The organism is Pseudomonas sp. VEM90, assembly GCF_054611535.1.
In genome coordinates this window covers 234626-251756 of sequence record NZ_JBTRAR010000001.1, presented here as the reverse complement: position 1 = coordinate 251756, position 17131 = coordinate 234626, and the positions used below count along the sequence as shown (strand labels likewise).

The following is a 17131-nucleotide window of genomic DNA, read 5'->3' as shown; positions in this document are numbered from 1 at the left end:
TTTGTGGGGGAGACAGTCCACGCTGATCAAGGCGTCGGTGTGCGGTAGATAGTTGTTTGGCAGCGGTCGGTCCTGCGCATGTGCGGGTCGGTGAGGGGCTGGCAGCGAGGGAGGATCTGCGAGAGGGTGGGGCAGGTCATGGTGCAGGCCTCAGCCAAGGAGAATTGCAATGCGTTCGCTGTGCAGCCCGAAAGACCACCTGCTAGACCTCGATGGTATTGAAATAGCGGTCCGTACCTGGGGGGAAGAAGACGGTATTCCCATATTGGCCTTGCATGGCTGGCTGGATAACGCGGCCTCGTTCGAGCGGCTGGCGCCGATGCTGGACGGCTGCTTCGTGGTAGCCCCCGACCTGATCGGCCATGGCCGTTCTGGCCATCGTCGCCACGACAGTGGCTATTACCTGTGGGAGCATGCCGAAGACATGCTGGCGGTGACCGACAGCCTGGGCCTGGCGCAATTTCATGTGCTGGCCCATGGCATGGGTACCGGTATAGCGTCGCTGCTGGCGGCCATGACCAGTGGCATTGCCAGCATGACCTTCCTCGACGGCATGGGTGCACCGTTCACGGTTGCCGAGGATGACCGCGTGCAGCACCTGGCGCGGGCCTACCGGCTCAAGCGTATGGTACAGCGCAGCCAGTTGCCGGGTTTTACCGAGCCGGATGTCGGTCGCTTCGATGACCTGGACACCGCCCTGGCGCAACGCCGCGAGCGGCTGGACACCGAACTGTCGGAAGATGCCGCTCGGCTGCTGGCGCTGCGCGACCTGCTTCAACTGGGCGATGGCTATTGCTGGCGCCACGACCCGCGGCTGGTGTTGCCCGAGCCCATGCCACTGACCGAGCGCGAAGCCTGCGACCTGCTCAGCCAGATCCGCTGCCCGTTGTACCTGCTGTTCGGCCGCCAGGGAGCATTCACCGGCGAGGCTTTCACCCGGCGTCAGGCCGCCTTGCCCAGCCAGGCGAAAGTCTCCTGGCATCCAGGCGGGCACCACTTCCATCTGGATGCGCCGGACCGGGCGCTGGTCGACCAACTGCTGCGAATCCTGACGCGCCATGAAGGGGGCGTACTGCAACGCTTGGTGAACGAGTAGCTGATTCTGGTCACGCCGCGGGAACCTGCGCTATGGTGGCGAACGTTTTCGCAAACACGCCACAAGGAGTCCCGGCATGCGACCTTTCACCATCAAGCACATCGACCACCTTGTGTTGCGGGTCCGCGACCTGTCGCGCAGTGTTGCCTTTTACACCGAGCTGCTCGGCTGCACGGTCAGCCGCGTGCGCGAGGATCTGGGCATGGTGCACCTGGCCACGGGCACGGCAATGATCGACCTGGTGACCCTGGATGGCCCGCTGGGGCAGCCAGGCGGAGCTGCACCGGGGGTGGAAGGGCGCAACCTGCACCATTTCTGCCTGCGCATCGAGCCGTTCGACGAGGCCGCGTTGACGGCCTATCTGGAAGCCGCCGGGGTAAAGGTGGAGCCTGCAGAGAAGCGGTATGGTGCCGAAGGCGAGGGGCTTTCGCTGTACTGCTACGACCCGGATGGTAATCAGGTCGAGTTGAAGGGGCCAGTAGTGCCTGGCGGGTGAAGTGGCGTTTGCCATGGTGGCAGCGACCGGGGATATCAATCACACCTGAAGGTCGAGTTCGGCTGTGCTGGCCTCTTCGCGGGTGAACCCGCTTCTACACAGCTTTCGAAGCCTGTGAAGCAACCGCGAAGAGGCCAGCACAGGCGATCAATCAGTCGAAGTAGCCACGTAGCCCGAATGCATACCCGGTATCCACAGCTGTCGCCTCACCCCGGCTCCAGCGCTTCTTCAACACGAACTCGAACGCCGGCTCGTACAACCCATCGCGCACCAGTGCCCCCGCCAACACCTCCACGTCATACCAGCCATTGTCCAACTCGATGATCGGCCGTCCTGGCACTTGGTAACGCCCCATCAGGTCACCCAGGGTCTTGGGCGTGAAGTGCTGCAGGATGCGCCAGGTGTACAGCATCAGTGCACCGTGCTCGATCCGCAGCACATAGCCATTGCGCCGGTGCTTCAGGCGGCTGCCGGCCTCGCGCAGGGCCGGTGTGTGGTTGTCGAGGGTGAACAGGATGCGGTAGGGCAGGTTGTCGACACCGGCCAGCGGCAGCACAATACCTTCGCGCACCGCTTGGTCGCCGCTGTCACCGTGAGTGAACGCGTGCGCCAGGTCGTCGGGCAGTTGATGGTCTTGCTTGAAACGCTCAAGCAACTGGATATCGCCGAGCAGAAAGTAGTCGACCAGGTCGTTGAGCACTTCGCTGAATTCGTGGCGCATCTGTTTTCCTTGTGGGTGCGCATTGGGGTAAGGGCAACCGGCTAGAGCTTCTGGGTAATCTGGATCAGGTACGCAAGGGTAGAGCACCAGAGCCTTGGCTTGATCGTCGACGAGGATACTGGTGACCACGATCTTGTAAGCGCACACCGTTTACCTGAGGCCGATGACTATCAGTAAAGACGTTCGGGCATTTTTGACCAGTGGCTGCATTGTCACTGAGGCCCGTTAACCGGATACCAGCAGCCCCTAAGAAAAACCTGTTCAAGGCATAGGTAAATCCTTTGGCTCTCAGCGCCCGCTCAGCGATAGCCAAGGGTAAAGTGTGAGGCATGACCCAGCCTGCCCAGACCAGCGTCAGAGAGGTACCCTGTGGCTGCCTATACCTTGCGACAACTGAAGTACTTCGTCACCACCGTGGAAGCGGGTAGTGTGGCCGAAGCGTCACGCCAGCTGTACATCGCCCAGCCCTCCATCTCTACGGCCATCAAAAGCCTGGAGGAAAGTTTCGGTGTGCAGTTGTTCATCCGCCACCACGCCCAAGGCGTGTCATTGACGCCCAGCGGCAAACGCTTCTATGCCAAGACCAAGTCGCTGCTGCAGATGGCCCATGAGTTCGAACAGAACGCCCTGGCCGACAACGATACCGTCGCCGGGCAAATCGACATTGGCTGTTTCGAGACCGTGGCGCCACTTTACCTGCCGCGCCTGATCGCCGGCTTTCGCCAGCGCTACCCGGGTGTGGACATTCGCCTGCGCGACGGTGAACAGCAGGACCTGATCCAGGGCCTGACCGCCGGTACCTTCGACCTGGCGTTTCTCTATGACCACGACCTGGACGGCACCATCGAGGCCGAACCGCTGATGCCGCCGCAGAAGCCCTATGTGCTGTTACCAGAGAACCACCGCTTTGCCGGCCAGGCCCAGGTCTCGCTGCGGGACCTGTGCCCGGAGCCGATGATCCTGCTGGACGTGGCCCCTAGCCGCACCTACTTCGTCAGCTTGTTCAACGAGATGGGCCTGGCACCGAACATCGTCTTCAGTTCGCCGTCGATCGAGATGGTGCGCGGTATGGTCGGTCAGGGTTTTGGCTTTTCGTTGCTGGTTACCCGCCCGCACTCGGAATACACCTATGACGGCCAGCGTCTGGCGATGCTCGACATTGCCGAGCCGGTGGCGCTGTCGGGTCTGGCTGCGGCGCGGTTGAAGCGAGTCCAGCTGACCAAGCCGGCGCAGTTGTTCGTGGAGTTTTGCCGGGAAGAGCTGGCCAAGTTCCTGAACTGAGCACGCCATGCCACCCCGGCAGGAGCGGCATGGCGTGGCGATTGCTCAGGGGTTGACCTGATAGCCGCGCCCCTGCAGGCAACCGCTGTAGGCACTGGCATGGGCCTGGGTTTTTGCCTCGTCCTGGCCCCTCCGGTCCTGGCGCCGCTCCTGACGTTGGCGCATGCCACCGACCGCGGCCCCGGCGGCGGCCACTTCGCCGGCACGGTTCTGCCGGTATTGCTGCTTGGCATCGTCACCCACCCGGTCATACACCTCGTCATGCTGGTTGCCGCGCACTTGCGCGCCTGCAGAACCGGCGGCGGCACCCACAGCCGCACCGCGAACGCGGCCACCGACATGTGGGTCGCTGGACGTCGCCACGCCATTTGCGGCATTGGTGGCGACGGTATTGCAATCGTTGATATCCAGTTGCATCTGCTGGCTGCTCTGGCCCTTGAGCGGCACCACCGACTGTGCCTGGGCGGTCGATGCTGCGCACAGTAACACCACCAGGTAACTCCACGTGAACGTACGCATGGCACACCTCCACCGGGCGGAAAGCCCGCCTCACAGGATAGTTCGCCTTTGACGCTGTGATGGAAGTTTTGCCCAGATGGTCTACACCGGATATCAGACGCCGTTCCGATTAGCCTCTTGGCCTGATCCAAGGCTACCTGTGGGCAAACCATGAGCCAGACGCAAGATCTGATCATCTGCGAGTATTGCGACACGGTGTACCACCGTGCACCGCTGCTCAAACATCAACGTGCCCTTTGCCAGCGCTGTGGCGGTGTGCTGTACCGGCACAGGTCACTGACCATCGAGCAGCGGCTGGCATTGAGTGTGACGGGCGGTGTCCTGCTGGTGTTCGCCAACTATTACCCGGTGATGACCATCGGCATGCAGGGGCTGACCCACTCGGCCACATTGTGGGACGCCGTGCAGATCCTCAGTCACGGCAGTATCACCTTCATCGCCTTGGTGATGGCGCTGTCGATCATTTTTGCGCCGCTGCTGCAAATTGCCCTGTTGTGCTGGGTGTTGAGTTTTGCTCTTGCCGGCCAGCGTGCGCCCGGCTTTGCCCTGTGCATGCGTGGCCTGGAAAGCCTGAGGCCCTGGAGCATGCTGGAGGTGTGTCTGCTGGGAGCGATGGTGGCGGTGATCAAGCTGGCGGGGCTGCTCGATGTGATCCCCGGTATCGGCCTGCTGGCCTTGGCCGCACTGAGCATGTTGATCATCCACATTGCCGGCAAGGACATCCGCGACTTGTGGGAACAGGTATGACTACTCCGGCCAATGCGCACGACCTTGGCTTGTGTCTGTGCCATGGCTGTGGCCAGGCATGCGACACAAGCAGTGGCGCGCACACCTGCAACCGTTGCGGCGCTGTCATTCACCGGCGCAAGGCCAATGCCATCAGCCGTGGCTGGGCTTTTCTGCTGGCAGCACTGATTTTCTACATCCCCGCCAACCTGCTGCCGGTGATGCACACCGAAATGCTCGGCAGCGGTACAGACAGCACCATCGGCGGTGGCGTGCTGGAGTTCTGGGAAGCCGGGGCCTGGGACATTGCGCTGATCATCTTCATTGCCAGCGTGGGTGTGCCCGCCATCAAGTTCTTGTCCCTTGGCCTGCTGCTGTTCACTGCCCAGCGTGGTTCTTCCTGGGCCTGCCGGCAGCGTTCGCAGTTGTACCGCTTCGTCGAGCTGATCGGTTATTGGTCCATGCTCGATGTGATGGTAGTGGCGCTGGTGGCTGCACTGGTGCAACTGCACGGGCTGGGCACCATCGAGCCTCGCGTGGGCATTCTGTTTTTTGGCATGGTGGTAGTGCTGACCATGTTCTCTGCGATGAGTTTTGATCCACGCCTGATCTGGGATAACCATGCCAACGAGGGAAGGCCGCATTGATGGGGCAGCAGACTGACAAGCGCGAGGGCGCGGGGCAGGTTGAAGTGCGCACCCGGCGTTGGAGTGTGTCGCTGGTATGGATCGTGCCGATCCTGGCAATCCTGATCGGCGCTTCGCTGGTGGTGCGCAACTGGATGCAGCAAGGACCGGTGATTACCATTTCTTTCCACAGCGGGGAGGGGTTGGTGGCGCACAAGACCCAGGTGAAATACCGCAGCGTGGTGATTGGCGAAGTGACCACGGTGGACTTGGCCGACGACAAGAAGAGCGTGGTGGCCAAGGTGCAGCTCTCCAACGATGCCCGATCGTTTGCCACCCGGGGCGCGCGCTTCTGGGTGGTGCGACCGCGTATCGGCGTGGGTGGGGTTTCCGGGGTGGACACGCTGCTATCGGGCAGTTTCATCGGGGCCGACTCCGGTGAATCGAACGTGCCGGAAAAGTCCTTTGTCGGATTGGAACTGCCACCGCCGATCACCTATGACGAAAAGGGTAAGCGTTTTGTTCTGGTTGCCAGCGACCTGGGCTCGCTGGATATCGGCTCTTCGATCTACTACCGCAAGATCCCGGTGGGCGAGGTGGTGTCCTTTGCCCTCCAGGACGATGGCAAGGGGGTAGAGATTGGCGTGTTCGTGCAGGCGCCCTACGACACGTTCGTCACTGCTGACACGCGTTTCTGGAATGCCAGTGGCATCGACATGCAGATCGGTGCCAATGGCCTGAAGGTCGATACCGAATCGCTGTCGTCGATTCTGGTGGGCGGGCTGGCCTTTGGCTCGCCCGATTTCGCCGCGCAAGCCGAGCCTGCTGCCGACCAGGCCCGCTTCCAGCTATTCGCCGACCGCGATAGGGCGCTGTCGCCTCCGCATGGCCAGGCGCAGTACCTGCAGTTGCGCTTCGACCAAGCCATGCGCGGCCTGTCGGTGGGCGCGCCAGTGGAGTTCAAGGGGGTGGAGTTTGGCCGGGTCACCTCGATCCAGCTCGATTACGATGCTACACGGCAGAGCTTCCCGGTCGTGGTCGATGCGGTGATCTACCCGCAGCGGCTAGGGCCGGTGCACCGCAAGATGCTGGCGGTGTTCAAGCACACCGAGGGCGATATGGAAGGTGCGCGGAAACTGATTGGCTCCTTTGTCGAGCATGGGCTGCGGGCCCAGGCACGTAGCGGCAACCTGATCACCGGGCAGATGTTCATTTCGCTGGACTTTTACCCGGATGCCCCCAAGGTGACCTTCGACATGGCTGCCAACCCCATCATGATCCCGACGTTGCCCGGCAGCCTTGAGCAGTTGCAGGAACAGTTGCAGCGGGTAGTGGAGCGCATTGCCAAGCTGCCGCTGGAAAGCATCGCTGGTAACCTGGACGGCAGCCTGCGTGAGCTGCGCGCCAGCCTCAGGCAGTTCAATGGCCAGACACTGCCGGACGTGAACGTGGCGCTGGACGAGGTGCACAAGACCCTGCGTACGGCCAACTCGGCCATTTCCGAAGACTCGCCGCAGCGCCAGCGAATGGGCGAAGCACTGGACGAGCTGGAGCGGATGTCGCGTTCGCTACGCGACCTTGCCGATTATCTTGGCCGCCACCCCGAGTCGCTGATTCGTGGCCGGCCAAAAGCGGCCGGGGCCGCAGACCTTGAACCCTGAGGAGACAACCTATGCAACGACTGCGCAATGTATGTGTGGCCAGCCTGCTGGTGTGGCTCGGGGGCTGCAGCAGTACGCCGAACAACTACCACACGCTGGTACCGAGCGAACCGGTGCGTGACAGCGGCCAGCGCATCCAGGTGGTCAGGGTGGCCATGCCGCCCCAGGTCGACCGCCCGCAGTTGGTCGTGCGGCAAGGGCAGAGCGGCCTGGCCATTCTGGAAACGGAGTGGTGGGGCGCCAACCTGGTGGATGAATTCCGCAGCGCCTTGCAGGACCGGTTGGGCGGCCCGGCGGGCGGCGGCAAGGCGTCGCTGCGGGTGGATGTGCAACGCTTCGACACGGTGCCAGGGCGCTACGCCTCGTTGGAGGCCGTGTGGCGCCTCAAGCAGGAAGGGCAGGCCGAACTGACCTGCCGTACGTCCGTGCAGACTGCCGCGGACAACAGCATCACCAGCCTGGTGAATGCGCACCAGGCCAACCTGCGCACATTGGCCGAGGCGGTGCGGGGGAGTGCCCGGCAGGGTCGCTGCCCTGCATGAACCTTGGCATGATTCACCGCATTTCCCGGCCGCCGGGGTATGATGGCGTTAGCGAAACCGTACTGACAGGCCCCGTGGACCATGAACCGTCGTAAAAAGATCAAACAGCTATTGCAGGCGCATGCCAAAAAGGCCAGTGCCAAACTGGCGCCACGCAAGCCCAAGTACATCTGCAAGGCGGACCGCTTGAAGATGGAGGCAGAGGCGGCGGGCGAGGCTCCCCAGCTGGCCGACTGACACTGCCCCTAAAACCGATCGCATGGGCTTCAACGGCGGTAATAATGATGCGCGTCATGATGACGCTGGCGCATGGCGCGCTCATGGCGGCGCTCCCAATCACGGCGCCGTTCCCAGTCGCGCCGCCGCTCCCAGTCCCGGCGGGCTTGTTCACGCCGCCACTGTTCGCGGCGCCAGTCGCTTCGGTGGTGGTGCCAGCGATTGTCATCGTGCGCCAGCAGCGTGGCCGGCTGCTCAACGGCCGCACTGGCCACCCTTGACCAAGGGTTGCCGGCTGGCTGCAACGGTGATTGAACGACCGGTGCAACGGCCTCGACGGCTTTCATTTGTGTTGCCGATGCAGTGCCCACCGCCGCGAACGAGAACAGGCCGAGCAGCACCAACCTTGCGACACGTATTTTCATGAGCGTAGCCAACCTCTGATAACAATTGAGCCATCTGGCCAGCAGGTGTGGGGCGAACCTTGTCTCGCGTTCCGCTACCTTTCTGCGCCTCACACATAGACAGGGAATAAAGAAAAAGTTCGCTGCAGCAACAACTTGAAGAACATTGCCGGGGTGGTTGGTGCTGGGCAGTACCCGCAACAGGTGCCATTGCGCTCAGTCAACTGCCTGCAAATACCTCACGCAGATGCCCCCGATAACTGTCGAACGCAGCAATCGCCCCTGCCACCACCTCTGCTTCTTCCTGTTCCTCCAGCACCAGGCTGTCCAGCCTGGCAACAAACTCGCGCCAATGCAGCGCTCGGCCATCCGGATGGGGGGCCAGGTGGCGGGCGCCCTTGTCGCCATCCAGCCCAAGACGTTGTGTGTGCCTGAACAAAAACGCCGCCCCCAGGTTCGAACCTTCACTGCAATACAGCCATCCCAGGGCCTGGGCCGAGCTGACGCAGACCGGTTGGGGGGACGTTGGCAGTGGCAGGCCCAGGTCGATCAGGTCGGCCTCTACCGCCGCGAAACGCGACAGCGCCGCCAGCCCAGGCAGTTGCTGGTTGAGCTGTTCATCCTGATACAACGCCAGCAGGCTGCCATGAAAGCGGTGCTGCACCTGCAGGAAGCGTCCATAGCGCGCGCGGTTCTCGAAAGGCCGCGCTGCCATCACCAGTTGATCAACGCTGTCATGATCCCTGCTGCTGGCCGCTTTCAGGCGTTTGCAGCGGCTTTGTTCGGTGGAGGGGGAAGTTACAGCGTTCATCGGCGTATCCGTGGCAATAGAGCAAGGCTCCCATGATGCTTGCCGTCCTTGGCAAGCAGCAAGCATCACACGCCCAACCTGAGCGAGTTCGCAATGATGGAGCGCAAGGACGATGCTCATTTATCATGGCGGCTGCCTTTACCATTGCCTAGGATACTTGCCATGAGCGCCCTCCAGTTTCGCACCCCCGTCCCCGCAGATGCCGAGCGTTGCTACGCCATCGAAATTGGCGCCTATGAAGGGGATGAGGCAGCCACGCTGGAGAAAATCCGCACGCGTATCACGCAGTACCCACAAGGCTTCCTGGTGCTGGAAGGTGACGGCGAGATCGTTGGTTTCATCAACAGTGGTTGCGCCCACGAGGTCGTGATGGCCGACGAGGCCTTCAAAGAGCTGGTCGGCCATGACCCGGCGGCAGCGAACGTGGTGATCATGTCGGTGGTTGTAGACCCGGCCCACCAAGGCAAAGGCTACGCCAAAGTGTTGATGAACGAATTCATCGAACGCATGCGTGCGGCGGGCAAGCAGACCATTCACCTGATGTGCAAGGAGCAGCATGTGGCCCTGTACCAGAAGCTGGGCTACCGATACGTGAAACCGTCGCCGTCGGACCACGGCGGCATGGCCTGGCATGAGATGGTCATGGCCCTTTGAGTGGATATGACATCGTAGTGTGCGCTACCCGCAGCTTCTCTACATGGCAGCGCAGCCCAAAGGGCTGCGCATGACCTTCATTCAACCCGGCGATGCCGAGCTGATGCCTGGCATCAAGTGCCACTGACCAACTGATGTGCCAGCTGGTTGTGGCGCTCCAGTACGCGCGGCAGGTCGACAGTGGTCAGCTGGCCGTCTTTCACCACGACGCGGCCGTTGATCACGCTGGTATGCACCTGGGTCGGGGTGCAGAACACCAGTGCCGCCAATGGGTCATGGTGGCCGCCGGCATACGCCACATGGCCCAGGTCGAAGGCGACGAAATCGGCGACCATGCCCGGGGCCAGTGCACCGATATCATTGCGGTTGAGCACTTTCGCGCCACCCAGGGTGGCAATCTCCAGTGCTTCGCGTGCGGTCATCGCGTCAGGGCCAAAGCCCACCCGTTGCAGCAGCAGCGCTTGGCGCACTTCACCGATCATGCTGGCGCCGTCGTTGGAGGCAGAGCCGTCGACCCCCAGGCCCACCGGTACGCCGTGGTCGCGCATCTTGCGCACCGGGGCGATGCCCGAGGCCAGCCGCATGTTCGAGCATGGGCAGTGGGCCACGCCGGTGCCGGTGCGGGCGAACAGCTCGATGCCGTGCTGGTCGAGCTGCACGCAGTGGGCATGCCATACATCGTGGCCGACCCAGCCAAGGTCTTCGGCGTACTCGGCAGGGGTCATGCCGAACTTCTCGCGGCTGTAGGCGATGTCGTTGACGTTCTCGGCCAGGTGGGTGTGCAGCGACACCCCATACTGGCGCGCCAGCACGGCAGCTTCGCGCATCAGGTCGCGGCTGACCGAGAACGGCGAGCATGGCGCGACCACGATGCGGCGCATCGAGCCGTGGCTGGCATCGTGGTAGTCCTCGATCAGGCGTTGCGATTCCTTGAGGATGTCGGCTTCCTTTTCCACCACCGAGTCAGGTGGCAGGCCGCCTTGGCTCTGGCCCACGCTCATGCTGCCGCGCGCGGCGTGGAAGCGCATGCCGATCTCGGCCGCCGCGTGGATGCTGTCGTCGAGCTTGCAGCCGTTGGGGTAGATATACAGGTGATCGCTGGAGGTGGTGCAGCCGGACAGGATCAGCTCGGCCATGGCGGTCTGGGTCGACACCGCGATCATCTCGGGAGTCAGGCGCGCCCAGATCGGGTACAGGTTGGTCAACCAGTTGAACAGCTCGCCGTCCTGAGCGGCCGGTACCACGCGGGTGAGGCTCTGGTACATGTGATGGTGGGTGTTGACCAGGCCTGGGATGACCACCTTGCCGGCCATGTCCAGAATCATGTCGGCGTGCTGAGGGAGGGTTTCGCTGGGGCCGACTTGCCTGATCAGGTTGTCTTCGATGAACAGGCCGCCGTTCTTGATTTCGCGGCGTTCGCCGTCCATGGTGACCAGCAGTGCGGCGTTTTTGACGAGGAGCGTTTTTGCAGGGTTTGTAGATGACATGGTGCAAGCCTGCGCAATACGCATCGGCGATTACCGATGTCATAGGCGCTCGGTATTGTAAGCAAGCTTTTTAGTGATTGTATACAGCTCGAAGCGCCAGTGCCGGCCCCTCAGCAGGTAAGACCGCGAAGCGGCCCGCACAGGTCATATCCATGAATGCTTGCACCGCCTCAGCGCCCGGCCTTGCGTTCCAGCACCGGTACCCGCGAGGCAAAGGCGCGCAAGTCGTCAGGCGTCACTCGGCCATCTGCAGCTCTGGCAGCTTCATGCGGAATGCACGGGTCAGCCCCATTAGCACCAACAGGCCCAGGCCCATCCAGCACAGACCGATGGTAAACGACAGGCTGGTCAGGCTGCTCCATAGCCACAGCGTGCTGAGAAAGCCCAGCCCGGGAATGACGCCGTACAGCAGGGCGTTGCGGCAACCGCGCAGTTTCTGGTCGACCAGGTAGTGCTTGACCACCGCCAGGTTCACCGCCGAGAAGGCGAACAGTGCACCAAAGCTGATCATGTTGGCCACGGTATCCAGGGTGATCACCAGGGCGATCAGGGACAGCAGGCTGACCACCAGGATGGCAGTGGCCGGCACGCGCTTTTTCGTCACCAGCTGGCCGAATGCCCGCGGCAATGCGCCGTCGCGGCCCATGGCGAACAGTACGCGCGACACGCTGGCCTGGGACACCATGGCCGAGGCGAAGCAGCCGGCCACGTAGGTAGCGGTGAAGGCGGTTACCAGCAGCTCGCCGCCCACCCGGCGCATCACGTCCACCGAGGCCGAATCCGGGTCGGCGAAGCTGCCCCAGTCGGGGAACACCATCTGTGCGCAGTAAGACACCACCAGAAACAGCAGCCCGCCGATCAACGACACCGCAAGAATCGCCACGGGAATGCGGTAGGTCGGGTTGCTGGTTTCCTCAGCCATGGTCGACACCGCATCGAAACCGAGGAACGACAGGCACAGTACGGCGGCACCGGTCATGATCAACGGCACGCTGAAGCCTTCGTGGTGGAAGGGGGCCAGCAGCGACACCGGCTCCGCCTGTCCGCTGAGCTTGAGAATGGACAGGGCGACGAAGACGATGATGAACACCAGTTGCACCACCACCAGTATCCAGTTGACCCGGGTGATCGACTCGATGCCGATCAGGTTGAGGAAGGTGACCAGGGCAATGGAGCCCGCGACCCACACCCAGGCATGGATGGCCGGGAAGTATTCCGACATGTAGATGCCGATCAGCAGGTAGCTGAGCAGCGGCAGGAAGATGTAGTCGAGCAGCAGTGTCCAACCGGTGATGAAGCCGATATGGCTGCCAAAGGCCTTGCGCGTGTAGGTGTAGACCGAGCCGGAGTAGGGGTGGGCCTGGACCATGCGGCCGTAACTGTAGGCGGTCAGCAGCATGGCGGCGAGCGTGAGCAGGTAGGCGGTGGGCAGGTGCCCTTTGGTCATCTGGGTGACCAGCCCGTAGGTGGTGAATACGGCCAGGGGCACCATGTAGGCCAGGCCAAATAGCACCAGGGCGGTCATGCCCATGGACTTGCGGAAGCGGCCGGTGCTGGTGCCGGGTTGCGAGGGTGCATGCGGGGCGGGGCTATGGGCTGTACTTGTTGTTGTATGCATTGCTAACTCCTGAAAAGGGATGCAGGACACCGCGGCAGGCGAGCGGGCTCGCAACCGTTGGGTGTTGTGCAAGGAGGTCGAGCGGAAAGCTCGCAGCGCTGGGGCAGGTCGATGCTCCCACACCCTGCAGGCACTCGGAATCACCCTTTGGGGTGAGCGGTCACTGCCCTTGCCCGGCTCACCCCAAAGGGTGATTCCGGTGCCAGCAGCGCCGTGGGAGTATCTGCTCAACGACGCACCGCACTGGCGGCGGTGCCACTGAAAAGAAACGGCAGGCCCACAGTGACTAATCAACTGCTTTCAGAACAATGGTTCGAGCATCAGGCCAAGGTCACCGAGGCGATCGGCCGGCCGGGCTTTGCCGCCAGCCTGTTTGCGGCACTGGGTGTGATCCGGCCGATCCAGGCGACCACGGTGTACCTGTACCCGCACGACGGCATGCCCTGTGCGCTGTTCGAGCAGGATGACAAGGCGCCTTGGCAGCCCGAGGGCAATGTCAGCCGCTACCTGTCGGGCTTCTACCTGCTCGACCCGTTCTACGGGGCGTGTGTGGAGCAGGTCGAATCGGGTTGCTATGGGTTGTTCGAAGTGGCGCCCGACCATTTCGAGGTCAGCGAATACTACCAGTCGTTCTACCGGCACTCGCACCTGGAGGATGAGCTCAACTACATCCTGCAGGTTGCGCCGGGGCAGAGCCTGGCGGTGTCGCTGGCATTCACCGACAAGCTGGATGCGCACACCCGCGAGCTGTACGGGCGTATCACGCCTTGGGCGCTGGCGGTGCTGGGCAAGCACTTCGCCGGGCTGGACAGCCGCGCCGGGCGCTTCGAGAACATCCTCGAACAACGCATCCACGCGGCGCTGAACAACTTCGGCAGCTCGCTGCTGACCGAGCGTGAGTGCCGTATCGCCCAGTTGATCCTGCGTGGCCACTCGACCAAGTCGCTGGCCGAGCGGCTGGGCGTGTCGGAAGACACCATCAAGTCGCACCGCAAGAACGTCTACGCCAAGCTCGACATCGGCACCCAGTCCGAGCTGTTTTCCCTGTTCATCGACGCGCTGGCCAATGCCCAGGGCGTGCTGGGCAAGGACCCGCTGGAAAGCTACATGGGCAAGCTGCGCTGAGCGCCAGCCGCCCTGCAACCCCACCGCAAAGGAAAACCAACAATGAACGCGCCTTTCGCCCCGCAACGCCAGACCCGTGACTACCAGGCAGCCGATGCCGCGCACCACATTCATGCCTTCCTCGACCAGAAGGCGCTGAACGCCGAAGGGCCGCGGGTGATCGTCGGTGGCGAACGCCTGCACCTGTGGGACAGCGAGGGCAAGCGCTACCTGGATGGCATGTCCGGCCTGTGGTGCACCCAGCTCGGTTATGGCCGCCGTGACCTGACCGCCGCCGCGGCCACGCAGATGGATCAGCTGGCTTACTACAACATGTTCTTCCACACCACCCACCCGGCGGTGATCGAACTGTCCGAACTGCTGTTCAGCCTGCTGCCGGGGCACTACAGCCACGCGATCTACACCAACTCCGGCTCCGAGGCCAACGAGGTACTGATCCGCACCGTACGCCGCTACTGGCAGGTGGTTGGCCAGCCATCCAAGAAAATCATGATCGGCCGCTGGAACGGCTACCACGGCTCGACCCTGGCGGCCACGGCGCTGGGCGGCATGAAGTTCATGCACGACATGGGCGGGTTGATTCCGGATGTGGCACACATCGACGAACCCTACTGGTACGCCGAGGGCGGTGAACTGACCCCGGCCGAGTTCGGCCGCCGCTGCGCCCTGCAACTGGAGGAAAAGATCCTCGAGCTGGGTGCCGAAAACGTTGCTGGCTTCATTGCCGAACCCTTCCAGGGGGCCGGCGGCATGATCTTCCCGCCGGAAAGCTACTGGCCGGAAATCCAGCGTATCTGCCGCCAGTACGACGTGCTGCTGTGCGCCGATGAGGTGATCGGTGGCTTTGGCCGCACCGGCGAGTGGTTCGCCCATGAATACTTCGGCTTCGAGCCCGACACCCTGTCGATCGCCAAGGGCCTGACCAGCGGCTATGTGCCCATGGGTGGCCTGGTGCTGAGCAAGCGCATTGCCGAGGCGTTGGTGGAACGTGGCGGGGTGTTTGCCCACGGTCTGACCTATTCCGGCCACCCGGTGGCGGCGGCAGTGGCCATCGCCAACCTGAAGGCGTTGCGTGACGAAGGCATCGTCACCCAGGTGAAGGATGACACCGGGCCGTACCTGCAGCGCATTCTGCGCGAGGTGTTCGCCGACCACCCGTTGATCGGCCAGGTGCAGGGCGCCGGGTTGGTGGCAGCGTTGCAGTTCGCCGAGCACAAGCCGACGCGCAAACGCTTTGCCAACGAGAACGACCTGGCCTGGCAGTGCCGCACCTTTGGTTTCGAGGAAGGGGTGATCATTCGCTCGACCCTGGGCCGGATGATCATGGCCCCGGCCTTGATCGCCAACCACAGCGAGCTGGATGAGCTGGTGGAGAAGACCCGGATAGCCGTAGACCGCACGGCGCGGCTGGTCGGCAAGCTCTAAGCCGCTGACAAGGGTAACGCGCTTCCCTGTGGGAGCGGGCACGCCCGCGAACACCGGCGAAGCCGGTGCCATCCACCGTGTCGCCTGATTCGCGGGCATGCCCGCTCCCACAGAGGGAGTGCGGCGTGCTTGCGGACTGTGTGGTACCTGTTACTTGCGCAAGAAGGACCGCCACGACGGTCGTCTGGAGTACAAATGTACACGCTCGAATTCTGGCAACAACGCGCCTCGGACCTCTACCTTCCGGCCCATGCACTGATCGACGGCAAACCCGTCAACGCACAGGATGGCGCCACCTTCGCAGCCATCAACCCCGCCACCAACAACGTAATGGCACAGGTTACCGCCTGCGGCCATGCCGAGGTCGACCTGGCTGTCGCCAGCGCCCGTCGAGCCTTCGAGCAAGGCCCCTGGCCGCGCATGGCGCCGGGCGAGCGCAAGAAAGTGCTGCTGCGCCTGGCCGAGCTGATCATGGCCCATCATGAAGAACTGGCATTGCTGGACTCGCTGAACATGGGCAAGCCGGTGATGGATGCCTTCAACATCGACGTGCCGGGCTCTGCCCATGTGTTCGCCTGGTACGGCGAGGCGCTGGATAAGCTGTATGACCAGGTGGCACCCACTGCTGCCAATGCGCTGGCCACCATCACCCGCGAAGCACTCGGTGTGGTCGCGGCCGTGGTGCCGTGGAACTTCCCCCTCGACATGGCCGCCTGGAAGCTGGCTCCGGCACTGGCTGCCGGTAACAGCGTGGTACTCAAGCCTGCCGAGCAATCACCGTTCTCCGCCCTGCGCCTGGCCCAACTGGCGCTGGAAGCGGGGTTGCCGGAAGGCGTACTGAACGTGGTGCCGGGCCTGGGCGAGCAGGCCGGGCAGGCGCTGGGCCTGCACCCGGATGTGGACTGCCTGGTGTTCACAGGCTCCACCCAGGTGGGCAAGTACTTCATGCAATACTCGGCGCAGTCCAACCTCAAACAGGTGTGGCTGGAGTGCGGCGGCAAGAGCCCGAACCTGGTGTTCGACAACTGCCAGGACCTGGACTTGGCGGCGGAAAAAGCCGCCTTCGGCATTTTCTTCAACCAGGGCGAAGTGTGTTCGGCCAACTCGCGGCTGTACGTGCAGCGTGCCATTCACGATGAGTTCATCGAGCGCCTGCAGGCCAAGGCTCGCCAGTGGCTGCCCGGTAACCCGCTGGATCCGGCGAGCCGCGCCGGGGCCATCGTCGATGCCGAGCAGACCGGCCGCATCGAGGCCGCCATCGTGCGTGCCGGGCAAGAGGGCGCGCGATTGGTGTGTGGCGGCCGACGCCTTACCATCGAAGGTTCGGACAACTACATCGAACCGACCATTTTTGCCGGTGTTGAGGGCCACATGAGCCTAGCGCGCGAGGAGGTGTTCGGCCCGGTGCTGGCGGTCAGCGCCTTCGACACGGAAGAAGAAGCCGTGCGCCTGGCCAACGACAGCATCTATGGCCTGGCAGCCTCGGTGTGGAGCGACGACTTCAACCAGGTGCACCGGGTCGCGCGAGCGTTGAAAGCCGGTACTGTGTCGGTGAACACGGTCGATGCGCTGGATGTGACGGTGCCGTTCGGTGGGGGCAAGCAGTCGGGGTTTGGCCGCGATCTGTCACTGCACTCGTTCGACAAATATTCGCAGCTGAAGACCACCTGGTACCAGTTGCGCGGCTGATGTCCTGTTCATGGTCCGCGGCGCCTGCGTCGTG

The 17131-nt window shown here is 63.0% G+C and carries 18 protein-coding genes; 12 read left to right on the top strand and 6 right to left on the bottom strand.

Features of this window, described 5'->3' with window-relative positions; translation table 11 throughout:
* The first annotated feature begins 169 nt into the window (after positions 1-169).
* Together ACYCCG_RS01170 and ACYCCG_RS01165 are read left to right on the top strand one after the other, a co-directional pair.
* Positions 170-1096, top strand: coding sequence for an alpha/beta fold hydrolase (locus tag ACYCCG_RS01170; RefSeq protein ID WP_176684665.1), 927 nt, complete (start codon positions 170-172; stop codon positions 1094-1096).
* A gap of 76 nt (positions 1097-1172) precedes the next feature.
* Positions 1173-1592 (top strand): VOC family protein, encoded by a 420-nt coding sequence (locus ACYCCG_RS01165; protein ID WP_176684664.1) that lies wholly within the window; start codon positions 1173-1175, stop codon positions 1590-1592.
* Positions 1593-1743: 151 nt separating this feature from the next.
* Here ACYCCG_RS01165 and ACYCCG_RS01160 read toward each other — a convergent pair whose 3' ends face one another.
* Positions 1744-2313 (bottom strand): hypothetical protein, encoded by a 570-nt coding sequence (locus ACYCCG_RS01160; RefSeq protein ID WP_176684663.1) that lies wholly within the window; start codon positions 2311-2313, stop codon positions 1744-1746.
* Positions 2314-2682: 369 nt separating this feature from the next.
* Between ACYCCG_RS01160 and ACYCCG_RS01155 the strand changes: the two genes are divergently transcribed.
* Entirely contained in the window at positions 2683-3594 is a 912-nt protein-coding gene (locus ACYCCG_RS01155) for a LysR family transcriptional regulator (RefSeq protein WP_176684662.1), read from the top strand.
* 45 nt (positions 3595-3639) lie between these two features.
* On the opposite strand, the gene ACYCCG_RS01150 is transcribed toward ACYCCG_RS01155, so the two are convergent.
* The gene (locus ACYCCG_RS01150) at positions 3640-4113 is read right to left on the bottom strand and encodes a hypothetical protein (protein WP_459669198.1); all 474 of its coding nucleotides are present in this window, start codon (positions 4111-4113) and stop codon (positions 3640-3642) included.
* A 150-nt stretch (positions 4114-4263) separates the two neighbouring features.
* Between ACYCCG_RS01150 and ACYCCG_RS01145 the strand changes: the two genes are divergently transcribed.
* From ACYCCG_RS01145 to ACYCCG_RS01125, 5 genes are all read left to right on the top strand, one after another.
* Positions 4264-4860, top strand: a complete 597-nt coding sequence (locus tag ACYCCG_RS01145) for a paraquat-inducible protein A (RefSeq protein ID WP_014860839.1) — start codon at positions 4264-4266, stop codon at positions 4858-4860.
* Positions 4857-5486, top strand: a complete 630-nt coding sequence (locus ACYCCG_RS01140; RefSeq protein ID WP_209965313.1) for a paraquat-inducible protein A — start codon at positions 4857-4859, stop codon at positions 5484-5486. The genes ACYCCG_RS01145 and ACYCCG_RS01140 overlap by 4 nt, the downstream gene beginning before the upstream one ends.
* Entirely contained in the window at positions 5486-7126 is a 1641-nt protein-coding gene (locus ACYCCG_RS01135; RefSeq protein WP_176684659.1) for a PqiB family protein, read from the top strand. Before ACYCCG_RS01140 ends, ACYCCG_RS01135 begins: the two co-directional genes overlap by 1 nt.
* Positions 7127-7137: 11 nt before the next feature.
* The gene (locus tag ACYCCG_RS01130) at positions 7138-7668 is read left to right on the top strand and encodes a PqiC family protein (protein ID WP_176684658.1); all 531 of its coding nucleotides are present in this window, start codon (positions 7138-7140) and stop codon (positions 7666-7668) included.
* 81 nt (positions 7669-7749) lie between these two features.
* Positions 7750-7905: a DUF2986 domain-containing protein gene (locus ACYCCG_RS01125; RefSeq protein WP_003250831.1), complete on the top strand. Its 156-nt coding sequence runs from the start codon at positions 7750-7752 to the stop codon at positions 7903-7905.
* A gap of 29 nt (positions 7906-7934) precedes the next feature.
* Here the strand turns inward: ACYCCG_RS01125 and ACYCCG_RS01120 are convergent, their stop codons facing one another.
* Complete coding sequence (locus tag ACYCCG_RS01120) at positions 7935-8309, bottom strand: hypothetical protein (protein WP_209965315.1); 375 nt, start codon at positions 8307-8309, stop codon at positions 7935-7937.
* A 199-nt stretch (positions 8310-8508) separates the two neighbouring features.
* Positions 8509-9099 carry a biliverdin-producing heme oxygenase gene (locus tag ACYCCG_RS01115; protein ID WP_209965317.1) on the bottom strand — a complete coding sequence of 197 codons (591 nt, stop codon included), beginning with the start codon at positions 9097-9099 and terminating at the stop codon, positions 8509-8511.
* Between the two features lie 162 nt (positions 9100-9261).
* Between ACYCCG_RS01115 and ACYCCG_RS01110 the strand changes: the two genes are divergently transcribed.
* The gene (locus ACYCCG_RS01110) at positions 9262-9753 is read left to right on the top strand and encodes a GNAT family N-acetyltransferase (protein ID WP_209965320.1); all 492 of its coding nucleotides are present in this window, start codon (positions 9262-9264) and stop codon (positions 9751-9753) included.
* A 113-nt stretch (positions 9754-9866) separates the two neighbouring features.
* Here the strand turns inward: ACYCCG_RS01110 and ACYCCG_RS01105 are convergent, their stop codons facing one another.
* Both ACYCCG_RS01105 and ACYCCG_RS01100 read right to left on the bottom strand, forming a co-directional pair.
* Complete coding sequence (locus ACYCCG_RS01105; RefSeq protein ID WP_459669197.1) at positions 9867-11240, bottom strand: 8-oxoguanine deaminase; 1374 nt, start codon at positions 11238-11240, stop codon at positions 9867-9869.
* A 235-nt stretch (positions 11241-11475) separates the two neighbouring features.
* Positions 11476-12858 carry an APC family permease gene (locus tag ACYCCG_RS01100; protein ID WP_209965324.1) on the bottom strand — a complete coding sequence of 461 codons (1383 nt, stop codon included), beginning with the start codon at positions 12856-12858 and terminating at the stop codon, positions 11476-11478.
* Positions 12859-13140: 282 nt separating this feature from the next.
* Here ACYCCG_RS01100 and ACYCCG_RS01095 point away from each other — a divergent pair, with 282 nt between their 5' ends.
* The 3 genes from ACYCCG_RS01095 (at position 13141) to ACYCCG_RS01085 (ending at position 17097) form a co-directional block, all read left to right on the top strand.
* The gene (locus ACYCCG_RS01095; RefSeq protein WP_209965326.1) at positions 13141-13983 is read left to right on the top strand and encodes a helix-turn-helix domain-containing protein; all 843 of its coding nucleotides are present in this window, start codon (positions 13141-13143) and stop codon (positions 13981-13983) included.
* A 42-nt stretch (positions 13984-14025) separates the two neighbouring features.
* The gene (locus tag ACYCCG_RS01090) at positions 14026-15408 is read left to right on the top strand and encodes an aspartate aminotransferase family protein (RefSeq protein ID WP_209965328.1); all 1383 of its coding nucleotides are present in this window, start codon (positions 14026-14028) and stop codon (positions 15406-15408) included.
* A 195-nt stretch (positions 15409-15603) separates the two neighbouring features.
* Positions 15604-17097 carry an aldehyde dehydrogenase gene (locus tag ACYCCG_RS01085; protein ID WP_339535040.1) on the top strand — a complete coding sequence of 498 codons (1494 nt, stop codon included), beginning with the start codon at positions 15604-15606 and terminating at the stop codon, positions 17095-17097.
* Positions 17098-17131 lie beyond the last annotated feature (34 nt).